Here is a 23391-nt window from a genome sequence, read left to right on the forward strand (position 1 = left end):
TCGCTATTTTTTGAAGCACTACGTACGGAGAACAATTATGAAACGTGCATTTATTATGGTGCTGGACTCATTCGGCATCGGCGCAACCGAAGATGCAGAACGTTTTGGTGACGTGGGTTCCGATACCATGGGCCACATCGCGGAAGCCTGTGCGAAAGGCGAAGCGGACAACGGTCGTAAAGGCCCTCTGACCCTGCCAAACCTGACCCGTCTGGGTCTGGTGAAAGCACACGAAGGTTCTACCGGTAAAATCGCAGCCGGTATGGATGGCAACGCGGAAGTCGTGGGTGCCTACGCCTGGGCGCATGAGCTCTCTTCCGGTAAAGATACGCCGTCTGGACACTGGGAAATCGCCGGTGTGCCGGTTCTCTTCGACTGGGGCTACTTCTCCGATCACGAGAACAGCTTCCCGCAGGAACTGCTCGATAAGCTGGTTAAGCGTGCCAACCTGCCGGGCTATCTTGGCAACTGCCACTCTTCCGGTACAGTGATTCTGGATCAGCTTGGCGAAGAACACATGAAAACCGGCAAGCCGATTTTCTACACCTCTGCTGACTCCGTGTTCCAGATTGCCTGCCACGAAGAGACCTACGGCCTGGATAAACTCTACGAGCTGTGCGAAATCGCCCGTGAAGAGCTGACCGAAGGCGGCTACAACATCGGTCGCGTGATCGCACGTCCGTTTATCGGCGACAAAGCGGGTAACTTCCAGCGTACCGGTAACCGTCACGACCTGGCCGTTGAGCCACCGGCACCAACCGTGCTGCAGAAACTGGTCGACGAGAAAGGCGGTCACGTGGTTTCCGTGGGTAAAATCGCGGATATCTACGCGAACTGCGGTATCACCAAAAAAGTGAAAGCCACCGGTCTGGATGCGCTGTTCGACGCCACCATCAAAGAGATGAAAGAAGCGGGTGACAAGACTATTGTCTTCACCAACTTCGTGGACTTCGACTCCTCCTGGGGTCACCGTCGTGACGTTGCAGGCTATGCTGCCGGTCTTGAACTGTTCGACCGCCGTCTGCCGGAGCTGATGGAGCTGGTGGGTGAAGATGACATTCTGATCCTGACCGCGGACCACGGCTGTGATCCGACCTGGACCGGTACTGACCACACCCGTGAGCATATTCCGGTGCTGGTGTATGGCCCGAAAGTGAAACCAGGTTCGCTCGGTCACCGTGAAACTTTCGCGGATATCGGCCAGACGATTGCGAAATATTTTGGTACGTCTGACATGGAATATGGCAAGGCTATGTTCTAAACGGATTGGGTGCGGCCTGATGCCCTCACCCCAGCCCTCTCCCACAGGGAGAGGGAGAACAGTATGTAGGCCGGGTTAGGCGCAGCCGCCACCCGGCAAAAACAACAATGTAAAAGGAACTGAAGATGGCAACTCCTCACATTAATGCAGAAATGGGTGATTTCGCTGACGTCGTCTTGATGCCGGGCGACCCGCTGCGTGCGAAGCACATTGCAGAAACCTTCCTGGAAGACGTGCGTGAAGTGAACAACGTTCGCGGCATGCTGGGCTTCACGGGTACCTACAAGGGCCGCAAAATCTCCGTAATGGGTCACGGCATGGGCATCCCATCCTGCTCTATTTATACCAAAGAGCTGATCACCGATTTCGGTGTGAAGAAAATCATCCGCGTTGGCTCCTGCGGCGCGGTGCGCATGGACGTTAAACTGCGTGACGTGGTTATCGGCATGGGTGCCTGCACCGATTCCAAAGTCAACCGCATGCGTTTTAAAGATCATGACTTCGCGGCGATTGCAGACTTCGGCATGGTGCGTAACGCGGTTGACGCCGCAAAAGCGCTGGGCGTTGACGCGCGCGTGGGGAACATCTTCTCCGCCGATCTGTTCTATTCCCCGGACGGCGAAATGTTCGACGTGATGGAGAAATACGGCATTCTGGGCGTTGAAATGGAAGCGGCCGGTATCTACGGCGTGGCGGCGGAGTTTGGTGCGAAAGCGCTGACCATCTGCACTGTGTCTGATCATATCCGTACGCATGAGCAAACCTCTGCTGCTGAGCGTCAGACCACCTTCAACGACATGATCAAAATCGCGCTGGAATCCGTTCTGCTGGGCGATAAAGAGTAATGTTGTCAATGCCGGGCGGCGTTCGCTGCCCGGCATTTTTTCACCTTACAGGTACACCACGCTAATGGTCGCCTGACCATCAAATTCCGTATCTTCCGTCAAAGACAGCTTTTTCAGGCTTTCAACGGCCAGCGAGACGTTCAGCGGGAAAGAGACGCTGTATACTGACATCGGGTCGGTTTTTCCTGCTGGTGCTACGCTCATCAGTCCCAGGTCTTTATTGGCGATAGTGCCGCCATTGGCTTTCTGCCAGCGGCTCATGCCAGAACCTGCCGTCACCGCAGTACGGATCGGCTCAACTGTTGCACCATTCGCGGTTACTTCACCTGTGCTGGTATAGATTGAATAAGCACCAATGTTCTTACCATCATGCGTTTTGCCCAGGCCAAATGTAGACATGCTACCGCGCAGCTCGCCACCGTTTGACGTAGCGTGCGCCACTTTCAGGTTTGAACTGCTGCCAGTGCTGGCGTTGGAATCCGTGCGGTTATCCGCAATACTCCAGCCCACTTTTGTTGGTGTCGGGCAATTGATCGTCAGCGTGAGCCCTTTTTCACCCAACTGTGTTGTCTGGGTTTGAGAAAGCTCCCCCACTTTAATGGTACCGAAATCAATAACACCGTTATTGCTCAGTTCAGGAACGCAAGAGGCACTGCTTAGTGTCGCTTTGACTTTCAACACCGCACTGTCACCAGCATGGGCTGCTGTTGCCGCCATTGCCAGAGCGGCGACAATCAAACTTTTTTTCATAGTTATTCCTTAACATAGATATAATTAAGCGCAATCGTGACCTGCTTTCACAGTTCAGATGCCTGTTTTTCTTCTAACTATTCACCCGAGTGATAAACCCGAGACGGTGAATTATTTATTCCTTCGTTAATAACACCCATGACAAATGGCTTTCCAGTTCCGTGATGTCACTGGTATGTCGCAGTTGGCTATTATTAATAACAGGAATGAGTTTGATCGTGAAACTCATGTTTTTTCCACGAACATAGTTCATATTCTCTCGCGCAATTACACCTTCGTTATTTTTCAAAAGTATTTTTGCTGCGGGATTATCAGCATAAGCTAAATTAGCCTGATCGGTCGTTTTTGAAAGGTTGTGAGAGTGACCATCAATGACCATATTGTAGGCGCTTATTACCAGCCGGCTTTCATCACCAAACAATACGGCTCCACCGGGGCCGGATGCCGCCTGGACAAAAAGGGCCATGACTACGGGCTTAGGGCAATACACATTGACCATAACGTCTTTTGCGGGCATTCGCTGCCAGTTTTTTTGCGAAGCGACAATATCGTCCTGCCTGAATTTTCCAAAAGAGACATTCGGCTGGGAAAATGCCACATGACACTCCTCGCAAATCGCTTGCGCTGAAAAGAGCAATGTCAAACACGTCAATGTATGAAGCAGTTTTTTGTGCAATTTACTCACTGGCATAATCCTTTTGCGTTTTCGTAATAGGCGTCTTTGTTTTTCTCGTCACTCAGGGAATAATGGATTTGGCATATTTTTGTCATATTGTCATCGACAACAAACAGCTCTGGCGTGCCCGTCGCATCGGGAATAAATACGCTGCCGTTATCCATAACGCTGACAATATAATTGCTCTCTTTATCAACAATGCTCAGACCTCGGGTGAGCCAGGAACCATCACCTTTTTTCACCTCCAGCATGACCCGACGGGTATTCAGTACATGGAAATCAATTTGTGCAAACGATCCGTATGCCGCGTTAATCGTCTGGATACCATTAGACAAATCCATTCCTTGTGGTAAAGAACTGGTATTGATAACAATCTGTGATTTCTGCCACTCCCTTAATCCAGGTACGACGGCCTGACCCCAGGCATCTGTCCAGACAGTACCATCCGGCGTGTTGATCTCAATTCCGCTTTCAGGCTCGCTCAACCGCGCAATACCGAAGGTGTCCTTAATCGGGTAAGGCGTAAAAGTGATCCCATGAGGATGTAACGCAACGCCACCGTTTAAAGAGGCGCTGTAGTTGTGTTGATCGTCATCGCTTTGACCAGCCGCCAGGCCTAACTGCGTATAATGCAGGTTAGAGCTGATATTCCCATTGAAGGAGTAGCTTCGACTTTCGCTTTCGCGATCGGCAGAGAGATTGTAGTTGATGCTTTGCCCAATATTCCCGCTGTCCTGGATGCCATAATTTCGTTTATCACCCTGGCTGCGCATATACGTGCTGATACGTTCTGTGCCGAAGGGAATAATTAAGCTGGCATAAAACGTATCACCATCATTCTGGCTGTTATATTCAGAATCATCACTGCTCAGCGCATGCTGCCAGTTTAACGACAGAGAGGCATGCCCCAGCGTTTTGCTCCAGGATGCCATCAGGTAGCGCGAGCCACCGCCGTTCTCATCCCCGGAATCGGCGCTGTATTGCACCGATACTGACCCTATAATGTCATTATTCCAGTTGAGGCTGGCGTTCCAGGAATTCTGGTAAGATTGTGAATCCGGGTCCATGGCTTCCGTCATTTCGCGATAGCCACCGGTATAATGAGATGCACTCAGGCTTAATGACAGCTGCGCGGGAAGCATAATGTTGCTTTGCAGTTCGGCCTTATTTCCCTGTTGCTGGCCGTGATAACGGGCATTGCTCATCATAATGCCGGGAGAAACTTGCCAGTTTTCGTTAATAAGCCACTCCAGCATAGCCCCTGCCGCCTGGTATTTTTCAGCCACAACGCCTGCGGTGGTGGCTGAAACGCGCGTGCCGATGCGTGAGCCATTTGACAGATTCACCACCCAGGGAGAACGCGCTTCCTCTCCGCTATCACGGACCTGCCCCACGGAAAAACTTAAACCTTCAACACGCGATAAGCCGTTAATATTCAGCGCGGAAGAGGGAACGGTGAAGCGTGTGGTTGAACCATCGGTTTCAACGACATTGACATCCAAATCGATATTACTGCGTACAACGGGAACATCAGTTAACGTGAATGGACCCGCATTAACCAATGACGAATAGATAACCTGGCCCGACTGTCGAACCTCGACACGTGCCTGGTTGGTTCGCGCAATACCTGAAACACTGGTCGCAGGGATATCGGGTTGTAACCCGGTTTCAGGCAGAAACTGCAGACCCGTAATTTGGCTCCCGCCGAAGAGGGAAGAACTGACATTTATCTGGCCAACCTGCGCCCGAAGTTTACGTTCTTCAAAAACGTGTTCCGCATAGGTATAAAGATTTTCAGCGCTTCGGGTTCCGTTATCATCGGTTAAAATGTAATTACTGCGCAGCGTCCAGTTTGCAAGATTGAGGCCCGCACCAATGTTTCCCTGGGAGAATGTGCTGTTGCCTCCGCTACCATATTCGTTGTAATTACTGAATGCGTTGTAGTTAATCAGTCCGGCAAAGCCACCGTGCGAGTAATACTGTGCCGCATAAAAGCCGTTATCCATGGCTTCTGCAGGGACAAACAATTCCAGTGATTCTGTGTTCGGCAGCAAAGTAATCGTTGCTGAAGGATAATCTTTCAGCAAATCGTGACACTTCTCGCTGGAACTGATACTCAGGGGCAGAAGCCCTACCGCATGGGTGAAATCATCATCAGCACAAAGCTGGCCGTTTTCGCCAATACGAATAGCCAGCGTGCCTTTATCAACACCGTTAATTTTCACCTGTACCGCGTGAGATCCCGGCAGGTAGCGTTGTTCTTCTGAAAAATAATGCGCCAGGTTTTTACTGATGCCCCGCGTCGCCAGAATATCGGTGTTGAAATCAACGTCAGCGGCGAGCAACGCCTGCGCATGCAGCAAGGCTACCGCAACAAGCGCTACCCGGTATGTTCGAGGGCGAAAAGAGGACGTAATCACCAGTGTTTCCCGAAATTAATGCGTAAGGGAGGCGGTAAAATTGTCGACTTCAATGCCATAGCGGCTGGCTGGGCTGAATTCGACCGCATTATCCGTATTGCTCAAAGGCGATTGGGTCTGCACAGCCATTGTTTCGCCAGGCAGAATAAAGGTTTTATTCAGTAATCCGGCTTGATGAGAGGGAAGTAACGTTACTGCGGTCGAAAAACGTACCACATAAGCGGATGTATTACGGACCTGAATATGATTATCCGTAACGGACCAGGTCAATAATTTCCATGCATCGGTGACGACAGGAAGATTTTTCGGATGAATTAATACCGGTAAGTCCTGGCGGAGGTTGATCCCAACTTTCACATTTTTGTCACTGGATTTGGGAGGTATCCCTTCAAATACGACACGTTTGTAATGCTCAACGGTGAGCGGTTCCTTGCTTTCAAGGATAAAACGAACCTGTTGTTCCTGGCCGGGCTCAAGGCGCACAACGGGTTGAGTGACATTAAGTTTCACGCCTTCGTCACCTTCCACATCCTTGATCGAGGTATAGAGAAGGGTTGGGATATTATCGGTGTTTTTAACGTTCATGATGCCGCCGTGATTGGCTTCATCAATCATTAATAATGTGGTTTCTGGCACCATGCCTGCGGCAAACAGTGTCGACGGCAGGGCAACGACAAGGGAAGGCAAGAAAAGCGCAACTTTCAGGTTCATAGATATGATTTTTCTTCAGAAGAGAATGAAAACAAAACTCTCTATTTACATAGAGAGTTTTGAATGGCTATTCGCGCTTAGAGATAAACCAGCGTGATAGTGGACTGACCGTCAAGTTCGGTTTTGTCTGTCAGCGTTAAGGTTTTGCTTGGCGCAACGGCCAGAGCAATTTTCAGTGGGAAGACAGCGCTGGTGAACGCCAGCGGAGAACGCTCGCCCGTTTTAGAAACGGTCAGAACGTCCGAACCATCGCTTTTGAGCATGCCGTTAGCCCACATGTTCTGCCAGCTTGACTTGCTGATGGTGCCACCTTTGTACAGTGATGAGGCGATTGGCTGTGCCGCCGCGCCATTTGCAGTGATAGCACTCAGGTAAGTGGATACCGCGTACGCACCGATATTTTCACCTGCGCTGGTTTTACCTACGCCGTTCAGTGACTTACGGCCGGTGGCTTTCTGACCATCTGTCGTGCCATTTTCAATCCAGAATTCCGTCGAGGTCAGGCTTCCACCTGCGTTGGAATCCGCGCGATCGTCGGTGATATTCCAGCCCACGCGAGTTGGTGACTGGCAGTTGATGGTCAGTGTGACATCCTTGTGGCCCGCCTGATAAGGCACGGCAGAGGAGAGTGAGTTCAGACCAATTTCACCAAAATCAGCCATACCGCCGTTGCTCAGCTCAGGCACACATCCTGCGCTGGTCAGCGTGCCGTGGACTTTCAGCATTGCGGTAGGTTCTGCACATACTGCCGTTGCCGCCAGAGATAACGCGGTGGCAAGAAGAAGTTTTTTCATTGTTATTCCTTAACCATAGAAATATTAAGTAACAGAAGATATTTATAACCTTCATATCGCTTGTTATTGGGTAACGACTTGAATTACAAGCGGCGTAGATTCTAGTAATGAAACCCGTAATTAATTAGTTAGTTTTTCTTACGAAGTGTTTGAGAATTTGTTATGTCATGAATAAACATTCGCGTATGTATAAGTCGTGATGGAATAAAAATGGCGGGATATTCCCGCCGTGAAAAGAGACACTATTGTGTTTCGTTCATTAAAGATAAATGAGCGTTATTGTGGTTTCACCACTGAGTTGCGCTTCGTCAGTTGTCGTCAGGCGGTTAGTATTAACAATAGCCAGAGAGACTTTAAATGGATATACAACGTTTGTCACTGCCAGTGGTGACATTTTCCCTGGCGTTGTCGCGGTTTCAATTTCGGCATTTCCATTAGCAATGACACCCGTGCTAAGGTTACGCCACATATATTCACCTTTCGCATTTGTGTAAGCGGGGGCATAAATAACCTGAGCGGGCATTCCGTTTGCTGTTACTTCATTTATACGTGTACTGATCGCATACGCGCCAATATTTTCACCCGCATCGGTTTTACCTACACCATACGTCGTTCCTGCTCCCCAGGCATCGTTGCCGTTATCCATTGCATCACGAATATAAAACTCGCTGGAGGAGAGATGGGCTGCGGCATTAGAGTCTTCTTTATTATCGGCAATACTCCATGCGACTTTTGTTGGCGACGGGCAACGAATTGTCAGAGACATATCTTTCTGACCCATCTGGTTAGTCTGAGTGGGAGAAAGTTGGTCTAATGCAATAGTTCCGAAATTAATAGAACCGCCGTTACTTAATTCAGGAGTACAGGATGCATTATTCATCTTCCCCTGAACTTTCATTACCACAGAAGAGTCAGCACAGGCCGCAGAAGTCGCCACTGCGATAGCCGCAGCAAGGATCACTTTTTTCATTGTTATTCCTTTACAGAAAAATAAGGATTGGATTTTTATATAGGTAATTAACTTGTCAACTAACAAGCGAGGAGATTCTATTGAGGGTAGGACTCATTTAGATAATTAGGAATTCTAATCTTGATGTTAAGTGTTGTTAATGGTTGTAAATACATATGCGAATGTATTTACAACCATTGAGGGCAAGACAAAAAATGCAACCCACGGTCGTAAATTATCGAACGGCTTTGGCAATCCACGCCGACAATTCCCGTAATTCATTTTCCTGTTCCGGGAAATCACCGATTAATGCATCACACTCCTGCTGTAGCATATCCGCCCGATATAAACAGCCCTGCAGGCGTGCCGCCAGCGCCTCTAACGGGGCCGGATTCAGGCTGTCCGTAAACACCTGCGTACGGGAAATATGACCTTTTTCTACGTCAAAATGCAGTTCCACGCCGCCCCAGGTAAAACGCTCGTCCAGCAGGTGCGAAAAGGCCGGAGCCTGGCCGAAATTCCATTCCCAACTGCTCTGGCGGGCAAAGGTTTCAGCGAAGTTTGGCAGGTCCGGGGTCTTATCCGGGGAAATCACTTCCGCTTCCACGCGCTCGCCGTAATGCTCAAAGAATGCCTCGCGGATCGCGTCGCAAATTTGCGCGTGAGTTATGCCCGGCAGCAATTCCACCAGATTCGCCACGCGACCGCGCACGGAGGTGATGCCTTTGGCCTGCAGCTTTTTCTTATCAGGATTCAGGTAGTTCGCAAGACGGCTCAAATCGGCGTTCAGGAGCAGCGTGCCGTGATGGAACCCGCGATCCAGGGTTTCACGGTAGGCGGAGCCGGACACTTTACGGTCTCCCTCGTCGGTTTTCACCACCAGATCGTTGCGCCCGGAGGCTTCAGCCGTCACGCCGAGAGAGTTAAGCGCATGGAGCACAATGGAGGTAGAGATGGTTTTGTCGTATTCCGGTTTACCCGCCATAAAGGTAAAGCAGGTATTGCCGAGATCGTGGAACACCGCGCCGCCGCCGCTGCTTCGGCGTGCAAGACGGACATTGTCCTCTTCCATGCGCCGCGTGTTGCACTCTTTCCACGGGTTTTGCGCGCGTCCAATAACGACAGTATCGGCGTTGCGCCAGAGAAACAGGACGCGCTGGGTAGCGGGCATCTGGCGGAAGATGCACTCTTCCACCGCGAGATTAAACCAGGGATCGTAAGAGTCAGAGATAAGCAGGCGTAACGTCGTCATGGCAGAGTTCCTTTTCCGAATCATCTGCCTACTTTATCATTAATCTTTCTTCTCGCTCTCTTCCTCTTCGGGAATCGACTTACTGGCGGTCAGCAGGAAAGGTGACTGCTGCCAGCGGGTACGCTTGCCCTGTAGCAGGGTGCGCGCCAGTACAACGCCGATAGCCAGTGAGAGTAGCAGCATCAGGCGCAGAATATTGGTGGTGTTATCTACCTGTTTGGCTTCGGTTGGCAGTGTATGGGTATCGAGCGTCAGGCGCAGATAACCCAGTGGGCCATTTTTGCCCTGAATGGGTTCGACGATCTGCTGGTTGAAATATCCTCCGGCTTTTTTCCCATCCAGCGCCAGCCTGTCGCGCACGTCGACATGCTCGCCTGCACGGGCTACCAGGTCGCCCTGTTCGTCGTAGACACCGGCGTCCAGAATACGGCTATTCTCCGTTAGCTGGCGTAAAACCTGGGCTATCCGCTTATCATCCGGTGTTTCGGTACGCATGGACGGCGCAACGTTGAGCGTGACCTGGCGCGCCAGCGTGCGGGCCAGTTCTTCAAATTGTGGGTTGCGTTGCCGTTGATGATTCTGGCTAAACCACGATGCCCCCTGCATCAGCACCACGAGGAGTGCGAGACAGATCAGGACAATCACGGCGCGATGAAGCCGGAATTTCAGTTTTGCGCGAGCCATATTCCACCTGTTGAAAATTTACGGCTTAATGTTGCCAGAAGTGATGGTTACAGGGTAGCCTCATGCGTTATTTTCCCTCTGCAACCTTCCGGCGCGAACGAATTCACAGGAGCTTCAATGCCGAACATTACCTGGTGCGACCTGCCTGACGATGTCTCTTTATGGCCAGGACTGCCGCTCTCTTTAAGTGGTGATGAGGTGATGCCTCTGGATTACCACGCTGGCCGTAGTGGCTGGCTGCTGTACGGACGTGGCCTGGATAAGCAACGCCTCACCCAGTATCAAACCAAACTGGGGGCGGCGATGGTTATCGTCGCGGCCTGGTGCGTGGAAGATTATCAGGTCATTCGCCTGGCCGGTTCTCTGACGCAGCGTGCGACGCGCCTGGCGCATGACGCCGGGCTGGACGTTGCGCCGCTCGGCAAAATACCTCATCTGAAAACGCCAGGGCTGCTGGTGATGGATATGGACTCTACTGCCATCCAGATCGAGTGTATTGATGAACTCGCTAAACTGGCGGGCAGCGGTGAGCTGGTGGCAGAAGTGACTGAACGCGCGATGCGCGGCGAGCTGGACTTTACCGCCAGCCTGAGACAGCGCGTGGCGACCCTGAAAGGTGCCGATGCGAACATTCTGCGCCAGGTCCGGGACGAATTACCGTTGATGCCAGGGTTAACGCAGCTGGTGCTTAAGCTGGAAACGCTGGGCTGGAAAGTGGCGATTGCGTCGGGCGGGTTTACTTTCTTCGCGGACTATCTGCGCGATAAGCTGCGTCTGACGACGGTAGTCGCCAATGAGCTGGAAATCAGGGACGGCAAACTGACCGGGCAGGTGCTCGGCGACATCGTGGATGCGCAGTACAAAGCCAACACGCTGACACGTCTGGCGGAAAAATATGACATTCCTGCTGAGCAGACGGTGGCGATCGGCGACGGTGCTAACGATCTGCCGATGATCAAAGCGGCGGGCCTCGGTATTGCTTACCACGCCAAGCCAAAAGTAAATGAAAAGACGGAAGTGACTATCCGTCATGCTGATCTGATGGGGGTGTTCTGCATTCTCTCTGGCAGCGTGAACCAGAAATAACGGTATGCGATTGCAGGCCGCACTGAAATAACGAGGTAAACCGTGGCGAAAGCTCCAAAACGCGCATTTGTCTGTAATGAATGTGGTGCGGATTATCCGCGCTGGCAGGGCCAGTGTAGCGCCTGCCATGCCTGGAACACCATCACTGAAGTGCGTGGTGTGGCGGCTTCGCCGAGCGTGGCGCGCAATGAACGTCTCAGCGGCTATGCAGGCAATGCCGGTGTGGCGAAAGTGCAAAAGCTCTCGGATATCAGTCTGGAAGAACTGCCGCGCTTCTCTACCGGATTCAAAGAGTTTGACCGCGTGCTCGGCGGTGGTGTCGTGCCAGGCAGCGCGATTTTGATCGGCGGTAACCCTGGAGCGGGTAAATCTACCTTACTCCTGCAAACGCTGTGTAAGCTCGCCGAACAGATGAAAACCCTGTACGTCACGGGGGAAGAGTCTCTGCAGCAGGTGGCGATGCGTGCTCACCGTCTTGGCCTGCCGACCGGTAACCTGAATATGCTTTCGGAAACCAGCATCGAGCAGATCTGCATGATTGCGGAAGAAGAGCAGCCGAAGCTGATGGTCATCGACTCCATCCAGGTGATGCATATGGCGGATATCCAGTCGTCGCCGGGCAGCGTGGCGCAGGTACGTGAAACGGCGGCCTACCTGACGCGCTTCGCCAAAACGCGCGGCGTGGCGATTGTGATGGTTGGCCACGTCACCAAAGACGGTTCGCTGGCGGGGCCGAAAGTGCTCGAACACTGTATCGACTGTTCCGTGATGCTCGACGGCGATGCAGATTCCCGCTTCCGCACCCTTCGCAGCCACAAAAACCGTTTTGGCGCGGTGAACGAACTGGGCGTATTTGCCATGACCGAGCAGGGGCTACGCGAAGTCAGCAACCCGTCGGCCATCTTCCTGAGCCGGGGTGATGAAGTCACTTCCGGCAGCTCGGTGATGGTGCTGTGGGAAGGAACGCGTCCGCTGCTTGTCGAAATTCAGGCGCTGGTCGATCACTCGATGATGGGCAACCCGCGGCGCGTGGCGGTAGGTCTGGAACAGAACCGTCTGGCGATCCTGCTGGCGGTGCTGCACCGTCATGGCGGCCTGCAAATGGCGGATCAGGATGTCTTCGTCAACGTGGTCGGTGGCGTTAAAGTTTCGGAAACCAGTGCGGACCTGGCGCTGCTGCTGGCGATGGTCTCCAGCCTGCGTGACCGACCGTTGCCGCAGGATCTGGTGGTCTTTGGCGAGGTTGGGCTGGCCGGGGAGATCCGTCCGGTGCCAAGCGGCCAGGAGCGTATCTCCGAAGCGGCAAAGCACGGCTTCCGTCGCGCGATTGTGCCTGCTGCCAACGTGCCGAAAAAAATTCCGGAAGGGATGCAGGTTTTTGGCGTGAAGAAACTCGCAGATGCGTTAAATGTCTTTGACGACTTATAATTACGTATTCGATTTTGCAGGAGGCACCGTAATTTATGTCATCATTTGACTACATCAAAACCGCAATCCGCCAGAAAGGCTGCACGCTGCAGCAGGTAGCGGACGCCAGCGGTATGACCAAAGGCTACCTTAGCCAACTGCTGAACGCCAAAATCAAAAGCCCCAGCGCGCAGAAGCTGGAAGCATTACACCGCTTTCTGGGGCTTGAATTCCCGCGTATGCAAAAGAACATCGGCGTGGTGTTCGGCAAGTTTTATCCGTTGCATACCGGGCACATCTATCTGATCCAGCGCGCCTGTAGCCAGGTCGACGAGTTGCACATCATCATGGGTTACGATGAAACCCGTGACCGCCAGCTGTTTGAAGACAGCGCCATGTCGCAGCAACCTACGGTGCCGGACCGTCTGCGCTGGCTGCTTCAGACGTTTAAATATCAGAAAAACATTCGTATTCATGCCTTTAACGAAGAGGGGATGGAACCGTATCCGCACGGCTGGGATGTATGGAGCAACGGCGTCAAAGCCTTTATGGAAGAGAAGGGCATTACCCCGAACTGGATCTACACCTCCGAAGAGTCCGATGCGCCGCAGTTCCGCGAGCATCTGGGCATCGAGACGGTGCTGATCGATCCGAAACGCACCTTCATGAACATCAGCGGGGCGCAGATCCGCGAAAACCCGTTCCGCTACTGGGATTACATCCCCACTGAAGTAAAGCCGTTCTTTGTGCGCACGGTGGCGATTCTGGGCGGTGAGTCGAGCGGCAAATCAACCCTCGTCAACAAGCTGGCAAATATCTTCAATACCACCAGCGCGTGGGAGTACGGACGCGATTATGTCTTCTCGCATCTCGGCGGCGATGAGATGGCGTTGCAGTATTCCGATTACGATAAAATCGCCCTCGGCCATGCCCAGTACATTGATTTTGCGGTGAAATATGCCAACAAGGTGGCGTTTATTGACACCGATTTCGTCACCACTCAGGCGTTCTGTAAAAAGTACGAAGGACGCGAACATCCGTTTGTGCAGGCGCTGATTGACGAATACCGCTTCGACCTGGTGATCCTGCTGGAAAACAACACGCCGTGGGTAGCCGATGGGATGCGCAGCCTCGGCAGTTCGGTGGACAGGAAAGAGTTCCAGACCATGCTGGTGGAGATGCTTAACGAGAATAACGTTGAGTTCGTGCATGTGGAGGAGTCGGATTACGACTCCCGTTTCCTGCGCTGCGTCGAGCTGGTGAAGGAGATGATGGGGGAGCAGGGGTAATTCTTACCCCTCACCCTAACCCTCTCCCCAGAGGGGAGAGGGGATTGCACGGAGCTGTCTTTTCACCCTCGCCCCTTTGGGGAGAGGGCCGGGGTGAGGGGATAAAACCTCAATACTCAACCACTACTTTCCCGCGCATATGCCCTTCCAGCACCTTACGGTGCGCTTCAGTAATGTTTTCCACGCTCAGCCCGTACAGCGTTTCGCTAAGCGAGCTTTCCACCACGCCATTTTCCACCAGCTTTGCCACTTCATTTAAAATCTCCCCCTGACGCGTCATGTCAGCAGTCTGGTACATGCTGCGGGTGAACATAAACTCCCAGTGCAGCGCGGCAGATTTGGATTTCAGCTTGCTTTGATCCAGCGGATGCTCATTCTCAACGATAGTGCAGATATGCCCCTGTGGTGCGATTAGCTCGCTGACGGCATCCCAGTGGCCGTCTGTGTCGTTGAGGATGAAGATATAATCCACAACGGCGATCCCCTGTTTTGCCAGTTCACCCTTCAGATCGCGGTAGTTCACCACCAGATCCGCACCGCGATCGCGACACCACTGAGCAGAATCTTCCCGCGATGCGGTGGCGATCACTTTCACCTGACTGTTGTGCTTCGCAAACGGGATCGCCAGCGATCCCACCCCACCCGCACCGCCGATGATCAGCAGCGTGTTGTCCGATCCGGCATTCTGAATGTTCAGCCGTTCAAACAACCCTTCCCAGGCGGTAAGCGCCGTTAATGGCAATGCAGCAGCGGCGGCCCAGCCGAGGTTTGCGGGTTTATGTCCGACGATGCGGGCATCAATCAACTGGTGTGTGGCATTGCTGCCAGGACGGGTGATATCGCCCGCGTACCACACTTCATCCCCCGCGTTGAATCCGGTCACGCTGGCTCCAGTGGCTTTGACAATACCGCTGGCATCCCAGCCGAGAATGCGCGGATCTTTCAGCCCGTTTCTGGCGAGCCCGGCGTGTACTTTGGTATCTACCGGATTAACAGAGACGGCTTTCACCTCCACCAGCAGATCGTGCTCGCCAGGCTGTGGCATCGGCTGAGTGATTTCAACAAAAGTGACGGGATCAGCAGGGTTAACGGCAATGGCTTTAACTGACATAGGGTGCTCCTCAATGGAATGCGTTTTGTTGAGGCTAGTCTATTAAGTGGTCAGCTGCATGATAAGATGGACAATCAGGAACAAAGTGTTCGTACAGGATGAACAATCATGTTTAAACAGCTTCAGGATATGGCGCTGTTTGCGCTGGTGGCGGAGATGGGCAGCTTTACCGCGGCTGCGCAGAAGGCCGATTTGCCGAAATCCAGCGTCAGCCAGCGTATCAGCCAGCTTGAGCAGCAGGTGGGGCTACGGTTGCTCAATCGCACCACGCGCAGGCTCAATCTGACCTTTGCAGGTGAACATTATCTGGTGCACTGCCGGGAGATGCTGGCGGCTAGCGAACGGGCGGAGTACGCCATTCAACGCCTGCGTGACAATCCCAGTGGACGGCTTCGTATCACCTGTCCGGCAGGGATTGGCGCGACGCTACTGGCGCACCTGAATGCGGAATTTCAGCATCGTTATCCGGATGTTTCGCTTGATGTCTCAATTTCTGACGACGTGCTGGATCTGGTCGAATCCGGTTTTGACGTGGCCCTGCGCACCGGCAAGCCGCAGGACTCCTCGCTGATTGGCCGCATGATCGGCCACTGCCCGCGCTACATGCTGGCCTCGCCGGACTACCTCGCGCGCAGAGCGCCGCTGACGCATCCTCGTCAGCTGGTAGAGCACCGCTGCATTACCCACAAAGCCTGGTCAGAGTGGCTGCTGCAAAGTGACAGCGGGGATTACCGCTATCTGCCGGATAACGCCCATCTGACGGATAACCTGGTGTACGCCCGTGAGTGTGCGATTGCCGGAGCCGGTATTACGTTGTTACCTGCATTCCTGCTGGAAGATAAGATTGAAAAGGGGACGCTGGTGCAAGTGCTGCCGGAGTGGAATGTTGAGGGAAACGATCTCTGGCTGGCTTACCCGAGCCGCAAGTTGAACTCGCCTGCGCTGATGAGCTATATCGAGTTTGCCATGCAGTTTGATGAGGTGAAGCGGTATTACGTGGGCAAATAAGAAAGCCGGGTGGCGCTTACGCTTACCCGGCCTACAAACAGCGCAGTACCGTAGGCCGGGTAAGGCGAAGCCGCCACCCGGCACTCAGGCACTTATTTTGCTATGCGCTTGTACTTAATACGCTTCGGCTCCAGCGCGTCTGCGCCCAGCGTGCGTTTCTTGTACTCTTCGTATTCGGTGAAGTTACCTTCGAAGAACTCCACTTTACCTTCGTCCTGGTAGTCCAGAATGTGGGTCGCGATACGGTCAAGGAACCAGCGGTCGTGCGAGATAACCATTGCGCAGCCTGGGAATTCCAGCAGGGCGTTTTCCAGTGCGCGCAGGGTTTCGATGTCGAGGTCGTTGGTAGGTTCATCGAGCAGCAGAACGTTACCGCCAACCTGCAGCAGTTTCGCCAGGTGCAGACGACCACGCTCACCGCCGGACAGCTCGCCCACGCGTTTGCCCTGGTCGGTGCCTTTGAAGTTAAAGCGGCCAACGTAAGCACGGCTTGGCATCTCGGTGTTGCCGATACGCATGATATCCAGACCGCCGGAGACTTCTTCCCACACGGTTTTGCTGTTATCCATCGCGTCGCGGAACTGGTCAACGGAGGCCAGCTTCACGGTTTCACCCAGGGTGATAGAGCCGCTGTCAGGCTGTTCCTGGCCGGACATCATGCGGAACAGAGTGGATTTACCCGCGCCGTTCGGGCCGATGATGCCGACGATGGCACCTTTCGGTACGGAGAAGGTCAGGTCGTCGATCAGCAGGCGGTCGCCGTAAGACTTACGCAGGTTGCTGACTTCAACCACTTTATCCCCCAGACGTGCTCCAGGCGGAATAAACAGTTCGTTGGTTTCGTTACGTTTCTGGTATTCGGTATTGTTCAGCTCTTCGAAGCGTGCCAGACGGGCTTTACCCTTAGACTGACGGCCTTTTGCACCCTGACGAACCCACTCCAGCTCTTTCTCAATCGACTTACGACGCGCCGCTTCCTGAGAGGCTTCCTGCGCCAGACGCTGATCTTTCTGCTCCAGCCAGGAAGAGTAGTTACCTTCCCACGGAATCCCTTCACCGCGGTCTAGCTCCAGTATCCAGCCAGCGACGTTGTCGAGGAAGTAACGGTCGTGGGTGATTGCCACCACGGTGCCTTCGAAGTCGTGCAGGAAGCGTTCCAGCCAGGCCACGGATTCTGCATCCAGGTGGTTAGTCGGTTCGTCGAGCAGCAGCATGTCTGGTTTTTCCAGCAGCAGACGGCACAGCGCCACGCGACGGCGTTCACCACCGGAGAGGTTTGCGATTTTCGCATCCCAGTCTGGCAGACGCAGGGCGTCAGCCGCGCGCTCCAGCTGCACGTTCAGGTTGTGACCGTCGTGTGCCTGGATAATCTCTTCATATTTGCCTTGCTGAGCGGCCAGTTTGTCGAAGTCCGCGTCCGGCTCGGCGTATTTGGCATACACTTCATCCAGACCTTTCAGCGCGTTAACCACTTCAGAAACCGCTTCTTCGACGGACTCACGCACGGTGTGTTCCGGGTTCAGCTGCGGTTCCTGCGGCAGGTAACCAATTTTGATGCCAGGCTGCGGACGGGCTTCACCTTCGATGTCTGTATCGATGCCGGCCATGATGCGCAGCAGGGTGGACTTACCGGCACCGTTGAGACCCAGAACACCGATTTTTGCGCCAGGGAAGAAGCTCAGCGAGATATTTTTAAGAATATGACGTTTCGGCGGAACCACTTTGCCGACACGATGCATGGTATAAACGAATTGAGCCACGTTGGACTTCGCCTCTTTTATCGTGATGAAAATAGTTAACAGCCCCGAAGTGTAGCCTTTTTCCTGCCCTAATCCCAGCCAGGAACGTCGGGAGTGTTAAAACGCGCAAGAAAGGTAAAAAAGTGTCCATGACGTGGCGCGTTGCCGGATGCCTGGTTAGCATAAGTTGATTAGACTTTGACGTGGCAAGACGCTGCAATTGACGAAAAAACAATGAGGAAGAGCTTGTGGAAAAAGCCAAACGGGTGGTCTGGCGTCTGCTGGCTGCCAGCGTATGCGTGATGGCGGTAAGCCAGGCGGCGCGTGCTGATTCACTGGACGAACAACGTAACCGCTACGCGCAAATCAAGCAGGCGTGGGACAACAAGCAGATGGATACCGTGCAGGCGCTGATGCCGACGCTGAAGGACTATCCACTGTATCCGTATCTGGAGTATCGCCAGATAACCGACGATCTGATGAACCAGCCGACGGTCACTGTTAATCATTTTATTCAGGCGAACCCGACCCTGCCGCCAGCGCGAACCCTGCAGTCTCGTTTTGTGAATGAGCTGGCGCGCCGCGAAGACTGGCGCGGCCTGTTGGCCTTCAGTCCGGAAAAACCGGGCACCACCGAGGCGCAGTGTAATTACTACTATGCAAAATGGGCTACCGGTCAGCAGGATGAAGCCTGGGCGGGAGCGAAAGATCTGTGGCTGACGGGCAAAAGCCAACCCAATGCCTGTGATCCGCTCTTTGGCGCATGGCGCGCGTCCGGCAAGCAAGATCCGCTGGCCTACCTTGAACGTATTCGTCTGGCGATGAAGGCCGGGAATACGCGGCTGGTCACCGTGCTGGCGGGGCAAATGCCGCCGGATTATCAGACCATCTCAACGGCCGTTATCCAGCTGGCTAACGATCCGAATACCGTGCTGACCTTTGCCCGCTCCACGGGCGCTACCGATTTCACCCGCCAGATGGCGGCAGTCGCCTTCTCCAGCGTGGCGCGTGACGATGTGGAAAACGCACGGCTGATGATCCCGCAGCTGGTGCAGGCGCAGCAGCTCAATGACGATCAAACTCAGGAACTGCGCGATATTGTGGCGTGGCGGCTGATGGGCACGGATGTGACCGACGAACAGGCCCGCTGGCGTGACGATGCAATTATGCGTTCAAACTCGACTTCGCTGGTGGAACGTCGCGTGCGTATGGCACTCGGTACGGGCGATCGTCGTGGGCTGAATACCTGGCTTGCGCGCCTGCCAATGGATGCCAAAGAGAAAGATGAATGGCGCTACTGGCAGGCCGATCTGCTGATGGAGCGGGGACGCGAGGATGAAGCGAAAGAGATCCTCCATTCGCTGATGCAGCAGCGTGGGTTCTACCCGATGGCAGCAGCGCAACGGCTGGGTGAGGAGTACACTCTGAAGATCGACAAAGCGCCAGCCAACGCTAGCCCGGCGCTGACGCAGGGGCCCGAAATGGCGCGCGTGCGCGAGCTGATGTACTGGAACCTGGATAATACTGCGCGCAGCGAGTGGGCCAATCTGGTCACCAGCCGCACCACTGACGAGAAAGCCCAGCTTGCCCGCTACGCGTTTGATAACCACTGGTGGGATCTGAGCGTGCAGGCGACGATCGCCGGTAAGCTGTGGGATCACCTTGAGGAGCGTTTCCCGCTGGCTTACAACGATCTCTTCGGACGCTATACCCGCGGCAAAGATATCCCGCAAAGCTACGCCATGGCGATTGCCCGCCAGGAGAGTGCCTGGAACCCGAAAGTGCGTTCACCGGTGGGGGCCAGCGGTCTGATGCAAATTATGCCGGGTACGGCGACGCACACGGTGAAGATGTTTAATATTCCTGGTTACAGCAGCCCTTCGCAGCTTCTGGACCCGGACACCAACATCAACATTGGCACCAGCTACCTGCAGTATGTTTATCAGCAGTTCGGCAATAACCGCATCTTCGCGTCGGCAGCGTATAACGCAGGGCCTGGTCGCGTGCGCACCTGGCTTGGCAACAGCGCCGGACGCATCGACGCGGTGGCGTTTGTCGAGAGCATTCCGTTTTCGGAAACGCGCGGCTATGTGAAGAACGTGCTGGCGTATGATGCCTACTATCGCTACTTCATGGGGCAGAAAGATACCCTGATGAGTGATGCGGAGTGGCAGAGACGTTACTGATCGGCGCGGGTTGTGTTATGCTGTACTCGCTAATGAGTACAAGAGGCAGCATGACATGACCCAGCATTCCCCGTATTCCTCGGCAATGGCCGAACAACGCAATCAGGAGTGGCTTCGTTTTGTGGAGCTGCTCCGCCAGTCCTATGAACAGGATCTGCATTTACCGCTTTTGCAACTGATGCTGACGCCCGATGAGCGTGAAGCGCTGGGCACGCGCGTGCGGATCATTGAAGAGCTTCTGCGCGGTGAGATGAGCCAGCGTGAGCTGAAAAACGAGCTGGGCGCGGGGATCGCAACCATTACCCGCGGCTCGAACAGCCTGAAGTCTGCGCCGGTTGAGCTGCGCCAGTGGCTGGAAGCGGTATTGCTGAAAAATGCCTGATGGCGCTACGCTTATCAGGCCTACAAATTACAATGACTCACCGTAAATCGCGTTATGGAACGGGCTTAACGCCAGGATAACCGCCTGGTGGTAGACGCCAGAGCGCGTCAGCTTGCCTGCGGTAAAGACACCAATCGCCCCTTCTTTACGGCCAATCGCATCAATGCCGGTGTACTGCGACATCACCGGCCCGAGTGCTTTACCCGCACGGACTTTGTTCAGGATGATCTCCGGCAGCGGCAGCGTGGCCGAGCGAGCTTCACCGCGCTGCTCGCGACTCTCGATAACGACCCAGCTAAAGGTCGCGCCTTCGTCGATTCCCGCTTCAATGGCTACCCAAAAGTCAGCATCTGGCGCAGCCGCTCTGGCATTCACCACGCGATTTCGTGCGCCAGTGCGCGTTTCCTCACTGCCAAACGGTTGTTCAGGAACGCCACTCTCGACGCCGATGGCGTCAATATGGCACGATCCTTCGCCGAAGATCTCTTCAAATGCCCTTAGAATTGCCTGAATTTTGGCAGGATTAGTGGTAGCAGAGACAACATGGTGCATAATTAAGCTCGATTCAAAAAAACTCATCGCAGTATAACGGAAAAAAAGCATGTTACAGGTATACCTTGTTCGCCACGGTGAAACGCAGTGGAACGCCGAGCGACGTATTCAAGGCCAGTCAGACAGTCCTCTTACCGAAAAGGGCGTGCAGCAAGCGTGGCAGGTGGCGGAACGCGCCAGAACGCTGGGCATCACGCACGTCATCTCCAGTGATTTAGGTCGTACACAGCAGACGGCGCGCATCATCGCCGACGCCTGTGGCTGCGACGTGATCCTCGAACCGCGCCTGCGCGAACTGGATATGGGTGTGCTGGAAAAACGCCACATCGACACGCTGACGGAAACGGAAGAAGGCTGGCGTCGCACGCTGGTGAACGGTACAGAAGATGGCCGCATTCCTGAAGGTGAATCCATGCAGGAGTTAAGCGTGCGTATGCATGCTGCGCTGGCCGAGTGTCTGAAGCTCCCGGCCGGTAGCCGTCCGCTGCTGGTGAGCCACGGTATCGCGCTGGGTTGCCTGGTAAGCACCATTCTGGGATTACCGGCTTATGCTGAGCGTCGCTTGCGTCTGCGCAACTGCTCAATTTCCCGTATCGATTATCAGGAAAGCGCGTGGCTGGCGTCTGGGTGGGTGGTGGAGATGGCAGGGGACATTTCGCATCTTGATGCCCCTGCGCTGGATGAACTGCAGCGTTAACGACGTACCGGAATTAACAATTCCATCCGCAGATTGATTGGGCCTTCTTCCGGTTTTGCATCGCTTGCCGGGTAGTAGCGCTCAATATCCTGACCTTTACGGCGATTCAGATTCAGCATTGGCATGCAGGTTCCGTAAACGGTCAGGATAAATTCCTGAACGCCCGTCCCCAGCCCTTCATACGAAAACATCACGTATTCGCCGCCTTCCAGCACGACCGGTTTCGAGCCCTGAATATAGCCATTCGCCATGTCTGGCGTGAGCGCGGTGGTGTAGAACACCTCCTGCTCATCGTCTTTTTCGTGGCTCGGATGCGTTTCGTTCAGGCCATACAGCAAAGGTGGGATCGCTGGTGCATGGCTGAGAAAATCACGCCAGAACTGAACGCGCATTTGATGACGAAACTCGGAAATTTGCTCCAGCGAGCAGGAATAACTCTGCGTCGTCCCGATAAGATGCGTTTCCGGCAGGGTGACCATTTCATATTTCGGCATCGCGAACTCGCCCAAACGCAGCGGCGGACGGATACCATATGAGCTCCAGTCGGGCGAGCGGCGATACAGCGCTGGCGTTAACGAGAACTGTTTCTTAAAGGCACGGGTGAAGGTTTGCTGCGAATCGAAACGGTACTGCAGGGCAATATCCAGAATGGGACGCGCGGTCAGACGCAACGCCACAGCAGATTTTGACAGACGACGCGCGCGAATGTAGGCACCGATAGCATGACCGGTGACATCTTTGAACATCCTTTGCAGATGCCACTTGGAATAGCCTGCTTTTGCCGCCACATTATCCAGTGACAAAGGCTGATCGAGATGACCTTCCAGCCAGGTTAGCAGGTCGCGAATAATTCCAGCCTGATCCATATACTATCCTCATCCTTAAAACAGCAGGTGCCTGATAACAGGTTAGCGGATAATAGCATTTTTTGATGTTTTAGCATTCAGTGTTTTTTTTGCTCATTAATGCTTTTTGCAGTGCATTATGGGCGAATATATTCTAATCCTGTGATCTTGCTACATTTTTGTCTAAAGTGTTGAATAATCGCCCAGTGCAATTTTAAAGAATGGTAACAATATGAAATACAAGACATTGCTCTTTACAGCCTTGCTGCTGTTGGTTGGCCGCGCGGCACAGGCGGAACAGATTGGTTCCGTCGATACCGTGTTTAAAATGTTCGGCCCGGACCACAAAATCGTGGTGGAAGCATTCGACGATCCGGATGTGAAAAACGTCACCTGCTATGTTAGCCGGGCGAAAACAGGTGGCATTAAAGGCGGACTCGGGTTGGCTGAAGACACCTCCGATGCGGCGATTTCATGCCAGCAGGTCGGTCCGGTTGAGCTGAGCGACAAAATCAAAAACGGTAAAGCACAGGGGGACGTGGTGTTCCAGAAACGGACTTCTCTGGTCTTTAAGAAGCTGCAGGTGGTACGCTTCTACGATGCCAAACGCAACACGCTGGCCTATCTGGCCTATTCCGACAAAGTGGTGGAAGGTTCGCCGAAAAACGCGATTAGCGCCGTGCCGATTATGCCGTGGCGAGAATAAAAAAAACGGCGCAAAAGCGCCGTTTTTAATGTGTGGTGTGC

22 protein-coding genes are annotated in these 23391 nt (G+C 53.7%); 10 read left to right on the plus strand and 12 right to left on the minus strand.

Annotated features, from left to right (window positions below; all coding sequences use genetic code 11):
• The first annotated feature begins 37 nt into the window (after window positions 1-37).
• Window positions 38-1261 carry a phosphopentomutase gene (gene deoB, locus EoCCA6_RS15265; RefSeq protein WP_152083361.1) on the plus strand — a complete coding sequence of 408 codons (1224 nt, stop codon included), beginning with the start codon at window positions 38-40 and terminating at the stop codon, window positions 1259-1261.
• A gap of 125 nt (window positions 1262-1386) precedes the next feature.
• A complete protein-coding gene (gene deoD, locus EoCCA6_RS15270; protein WP_152083362.1) occupies window positions 1387-2106 on the plus strand; it encodes a purine-nucleoside phosphorylase in 720 nt (239 codons plus the stop codon).
• Between the two features lie 45 nt (window positions 2107-2151).
• Here deoD and EoCCA6_RS15275 read toward each other — a convergent pair whose 3' ends face one another.
• From EoCCA6_RS15275 to EoCCA6_RS15310, 8 genes are all read right to left on the minus strand, one after another.
• Complete coding sequence (locus tag EoCCA6_RS15275) at window positions 2152-2856, minus strand: DUF1120 domain-containing protein (protein WP_152083363.1); 705 nt, start codon at window positions 2854-2856, stop codon at window positions 2152-2154.
• A 115-nt stretch (window positions 2857-2971) separates the two neighbouring features.
• Window positions 2972-3547 (minus strand): DUF1120 domain-containing protein, encoded by a 576-nt coding sequence (locus EoCCA6_RS15280; protein ID WP_152083364.1) that lies wholly within the window; start codon window positions 3545-3547, stop codon window positions 2972-2974.
• On the minus strand, window positions 3538-5952 hold the full coding sequence (locus tag EoCCA6_RS15285) for a fimbrial biogenesis usher protein (RefSeq protein WP_152083365.1): 2415 nt from the start codon (window positions 5950-5952) through the stop codon (window positions 3538-3540). Before EoCCA6_RS15285 ends, EoCCA6_RS15280 begins: the two co-directional genes overlap by 10 nt.
• A gap of 15 nt (window positions 5953-5967) precedes the next feature.
• Window positions 5968-6663 carry a fimbria/pilus chaperone family protein gene (locus tag EoCCA6_RS15290; RefSeq protein WP_152083366.1) on the minus strand — a complete coding sequence of 232 codons (696 nt, stop codon included), beginning with the start codon at window positions 6661-6663 and terminating at the stop codon, window positions 5968-5970.
• 77 nt (window positions 6664-6740) lie between these two features.
• Entirely contained in the window at window positions 6741-7457 is a 717-nt protein-coding gene (locus EoCCA6_RS15295) for a DUF1120 domain-containing protein (RefSeq protein ID WP_152083367.1), read from the minus strand.
• A gap of 259 nt (window positions 7458-7716) precedes the next feature.
• A complete protein-coding gene (locus EoCCA6_RS15300; protein WP_152083368.1) occupies window positions 7717-8427 on the minus strand; it encodes a DUF1120 domain-containing protein in 711 nt (236 codons plus the stop codon).
• Between the two features lie 214 nt (window positions 8428-8641).
• On the minus strand, window positions 8642-9658 hold the full coding sequence (gene lplA, locus EoCCA6_RS15305; protein ID WP_152083369.1) for a lipoate--protein ligase: 1017 nt from the start codon (window positions 9656-9658) through the stop codon (window positions 8642-8644).
• 39 nt (window positions 9659-9697) lie between these two features.
• Window positions 9698-10342, minus strand: coding sequence for a YtjB family periplasmic protein (locus EoCCA6_RS15310; protein ID WP_152083370.1), 645 nt, complete (start codon window positions 10340-10342; stop codon window positions 9698-9700).
• A 117-nt stretch (window positions 10343-10459) separates the two neighbouring features.
• Between EoCCA6_RS15310 and serB the strand changes: the two genes are divergently transcribed.
• From serB to nadR, 3 genes are read left to right on the plus strand one after another with little or no spacing between them, the layout of a single operon-like run.
• On the plus strand, window positions 10460-11428 hold the full coding sequence (serB, locus tag EoCCA6_RS15315) for a phosphoserine phosphatase (protein ID WP_152083371.1): 969 nt from the start codon (window positions 10460-10462) through the stop codon (window positions 11426-11428).
• Between the two features lie 42 nt (window positions 11429-11470).
• Complete coding sequence (gene radA, locus EoCCA6_RS15320; protein ID WP_152083372.1) at window positions 11471-12856, plus strand: DNA repair protein RadA; 1386 nt, start codon at window positions 11471-11473, stop codon at window positions 12854-12856.
• A 35-nt stretch (window positions 12857-12891) separates the two neighbouring features.
• On the plus strand, window positions 12892-14124 hold the full coding sequence (gene nadR, locus EoCCA6_RS15325; protein ID WP_152083373.1) for a multifunctional transcriptional regulator/nicotinamide-nucleotide adenylyltransferase/ribosylnicotinamide kinase NadR: 1233 nt from the start codon (window positions 12892-12894) through the stop codon (window positions 14122-14124).
• A gap of 109 nt (window positions 14125-14233) precedes the next feature.
• Here the strand turns inward: nadR and EoCCA6_RS15330 are convergent, their stop codons facing one another.
• The gene (locus tag EoCCA6_RS15330) at window positions 14234-15235 is read right to left on the minus strand and encodes a zinc-binding alcohol dehydrogenase family protein (protein ID WP_152083374.1); all 1002 of its coding nucleotides are present in this window, start codon (window positions 15233-15235) and stop codon (window positions 14234-14236) included.
• Between the two features lie 108 nt (window positions 15236-15343).
• Here EoCCA6_RS15330 and EoCCA6_RS15335 point away from each other — a divergent pair, with 108 nt between their 5' ends.
• Window positions 15344-16243, plus strand: coding sequence for a LysR family transcriptional regulator (locus EoCCA6_RS15335; protein WP_152083375.1), 900 nt, complete (start codon window positions 15344-15346; stop codon window positions 16241-16243).
• Window positions 16244-16335: 92 nt separating this feature from the next.
• On the opposite strand, the gene ettA is transcribed toward EoCCA6_RS15335, so the two are convergent.
• Window positions 16336-18003 (minus strand): energy-dependent translational throttle protein EttA, encoded by a 1668-nt coding sequence (gene ettA / locus EoCCA6_RS15340; RefSeq protein ID WP_032649883.1) that lies wholly within the window; start codon window positions 18001-18003, stop codon window positions 16336-16338.
• A gap of 227 nt (window positions 18004-18230) precedes the next feature.
• On the opposite strand from ettA, the gene sltY reads away from it, so the two are divergent.
• Complete coding sequence (gene sltY / locus EoCCA6_RS15345) at window positions 18231-20168, plus strand: murein transglycosylase (RefSeq protein ID WP_152083376.1); 1938 nt, start codon at window positions 18231-18233, stop codon at window positions 20166-20168.
• A 55-nt stretch (window positions 20169-20223) separates the two neighbouring features.
• Complete coding sequence (trpR, locus tag EoCCA6_RS15350) at window positions 20224-20550, plus strand: trp operon repressor (RefSeq protein ID WP_152083377.1); 327 nt, start codon at window positions 20224-20226, stop codon at window positions 20548-20550.
• A 27-nt stretch (window positions 20551-20577) separates the two neighbouring features.
• Here trpR and yjjX read toward each other — a convergent pair whose 3' ends face one another.
• The gene (gene yjjX, locus EoCCA6_RS15355; RefSeq protein ID WP_152083378.1) at window positions 20578-21102 is read right to left on the minus strand and encodes an inosine/xanthosine triphosphatase; all 525 of its coding nucleotides are present in this window, start codon (window positions 21100-21102) and stop codon (window positions 20578-20580) included.
• A 49-nt stretch (window positions 21103-21151) separates the two neighbouring features.
• On the opposite strand from yjjX, the gene gpmB reads away from it, so the two are divergent.
• Window positions 21152-21799, plus strand: a complete 648-nt coding sequence (gene gpmB, locus EoCCA6_RS15360; RefSeq protein ID WP_152083379.1) for a 2,3-diphosphoglycerate-dependent phosphoglycerate mutase GpmB — start codon at window positions 21152-21154, stop codon at window positions 21797-21799.
• Here gpmB and robA read toward each other — a convergent pair.
• On the minus strand, window positions 21796-22665 hold the full coding sequence (robA, locus tag EoCCA6_RS15365) for an MDR efflux pump AcrAB transcriptional activator RobA (protein WP_152083380.1): 870 nt from the start codon (window positions 22663-22665) through the stop codon (window positions 21796-21798). The two genes, gpmB and robA, sit on opposite strands and share 4 nt — an antisense overlap.
• 211 nt (window positions 22666-22876) lie before the next feature.
• Here robA and creA point away from each other — a divergent pair, with 211 nt between their 5' ends.
• Entirely contained in the window at window positions 22877-23350 is a 474-nt protein-coding gene (creA, locus tag EoCCA6_RS15370; RefSeq protein WP_152083381.1) for a protein CreA, read from the plus strand.
• Window positions 23351-23391 lie beyond the last annotated feature (41 nt).

The organism is Enterobacter oligotrophicus, assembly GCF_009176645.1.
GTDB lineage: Bacteria > Pseudomonadota > Gammaproteobacteria > Enterobacterales > Enterobacteriaceae > Enterobacter > Enterobacter oligotrophicus.

Bases quoted from the DNA above. Each gene is read 5' to 3' on its own strand.
- deoB (WP_152083361.1), top strand. From the start codon at position 38: ATGAAACGTGCATTTATTATGGTGCTGGACTCATTCGGCATCGGCGCA.
- deoD (WP_152083362.1), top strand. From the start codon at position 1,387: ATGGCAACTCCTCACATTAATGCAGAAATGGGTGATTTCGCTGACGTC.
- EoCCA6_RS15275 (WP_152083363.1), bottom strand. From the start codon at position 2,856: ATGAAAAAAAGTTTGATTGTCGCCGCTCTGGCAATGGCGGCAACAGCA.
- EoCCA6_RS15280 (WP_152083364.1), bottom strand. From the start codon at position 3,547: ATGCCAGTGAGTAAATTGCACAAAAAACTGCTTCATACATTGACGTGT.
- EoCCA6_RS15290 (WP_152083366.1), bottom strand. From the start codon at position 6,663: ATGAACCTGAAAGTTGCGCTTTTCTTGCCTTCCCTTGTCGTTGCCCTG.
- EoCCA6_RS15295 (WP_152083367.1), bottom strand. From the start codon at position 7,457: ATGAAAAAACTTCTTCTTGCCACCGCGTTATCTCTGGCGGCAACGGCA.
- EoCCA6_RS15300 (WP_152083368.1), bottom strand. From the start codon at position 8,427: ATGAAAAAAGTGATCCTTGCTGCGGCTATCGCAGTGGCGACTTCTGCG.
- lplA (WP_152083369.1), bottom strand. From the start codon at position 9,658: ATGACGACGTTACGCCTGCTTATCTCTGACTCTTACGATCCCTGGTTT.
- EoCCA6_RS15310 (WP_152083370.1), bottom strand. From the start codon at position 10,342: ATGGCTCGCGCAAAACTGAAATTCCGGCTTCATCGCGCCGTGATTGTC.
- serB (WP_152083371.1), top strand. From the start codon at position 10,460: ATGCCGAACATTACCTGGTGCGACCTGCCTGACGATGTCTCTTTATGG.
- nadR (WP_152083373.1), top strand. From the start codon at position 12,892: ATGTCATCATTTGACTACATCAAAACCGCAATCCGCCAGAAAGGCTGC.
- EoCCA6_RS15330 (WP_152083374.1), bottom strand. From the start codon at position 15,235: ATGTCAGTTAAAGCCATTGCCGTTAACCCTGCTGATCCCGTCACTTTT.
- EoCCA6_RS15335 (WP_152083375.1), top strand. From the start codon at position 15,344: ATGTTTAAACAGCTTCAGGATATGGCGCTGTTTGCGCTGGTGGCGGAG.
- trpR (WP_152083377.1), top strand. From the start codon at position 20,224: ATGACCCAGCATTCCCCGTATTCCTCGGCAATGGCCGAACAACGCAAT.
- yjjX (WP_152083378.1), bottom strand. From the start codon at position 21,102: ATGCACCATGTTGTCTCTGCTACCACTAATCCTGCCAAAATTCAGGCA.
- gpmB (WP_152083379.1), top strand. From the start codon at position 21,152: ATGTTACAGGTATACCTTGTTCGCCACGGTGAAACGCAGTGGAACGCC.
- robA (WP_152083380.1), bottom strand. From the start codon at position 22,665: ATGGATCAGGCTGGAATTATTCGCGACCTGCTAACCTGGCTGGAAGGT.
- creA (WP_152083381.1), top strand. From the start codon at position 22,877: ATGAAATACAAGACATTGCTCTTTACAGCCTTGCTGCTGTTGGTTGGC.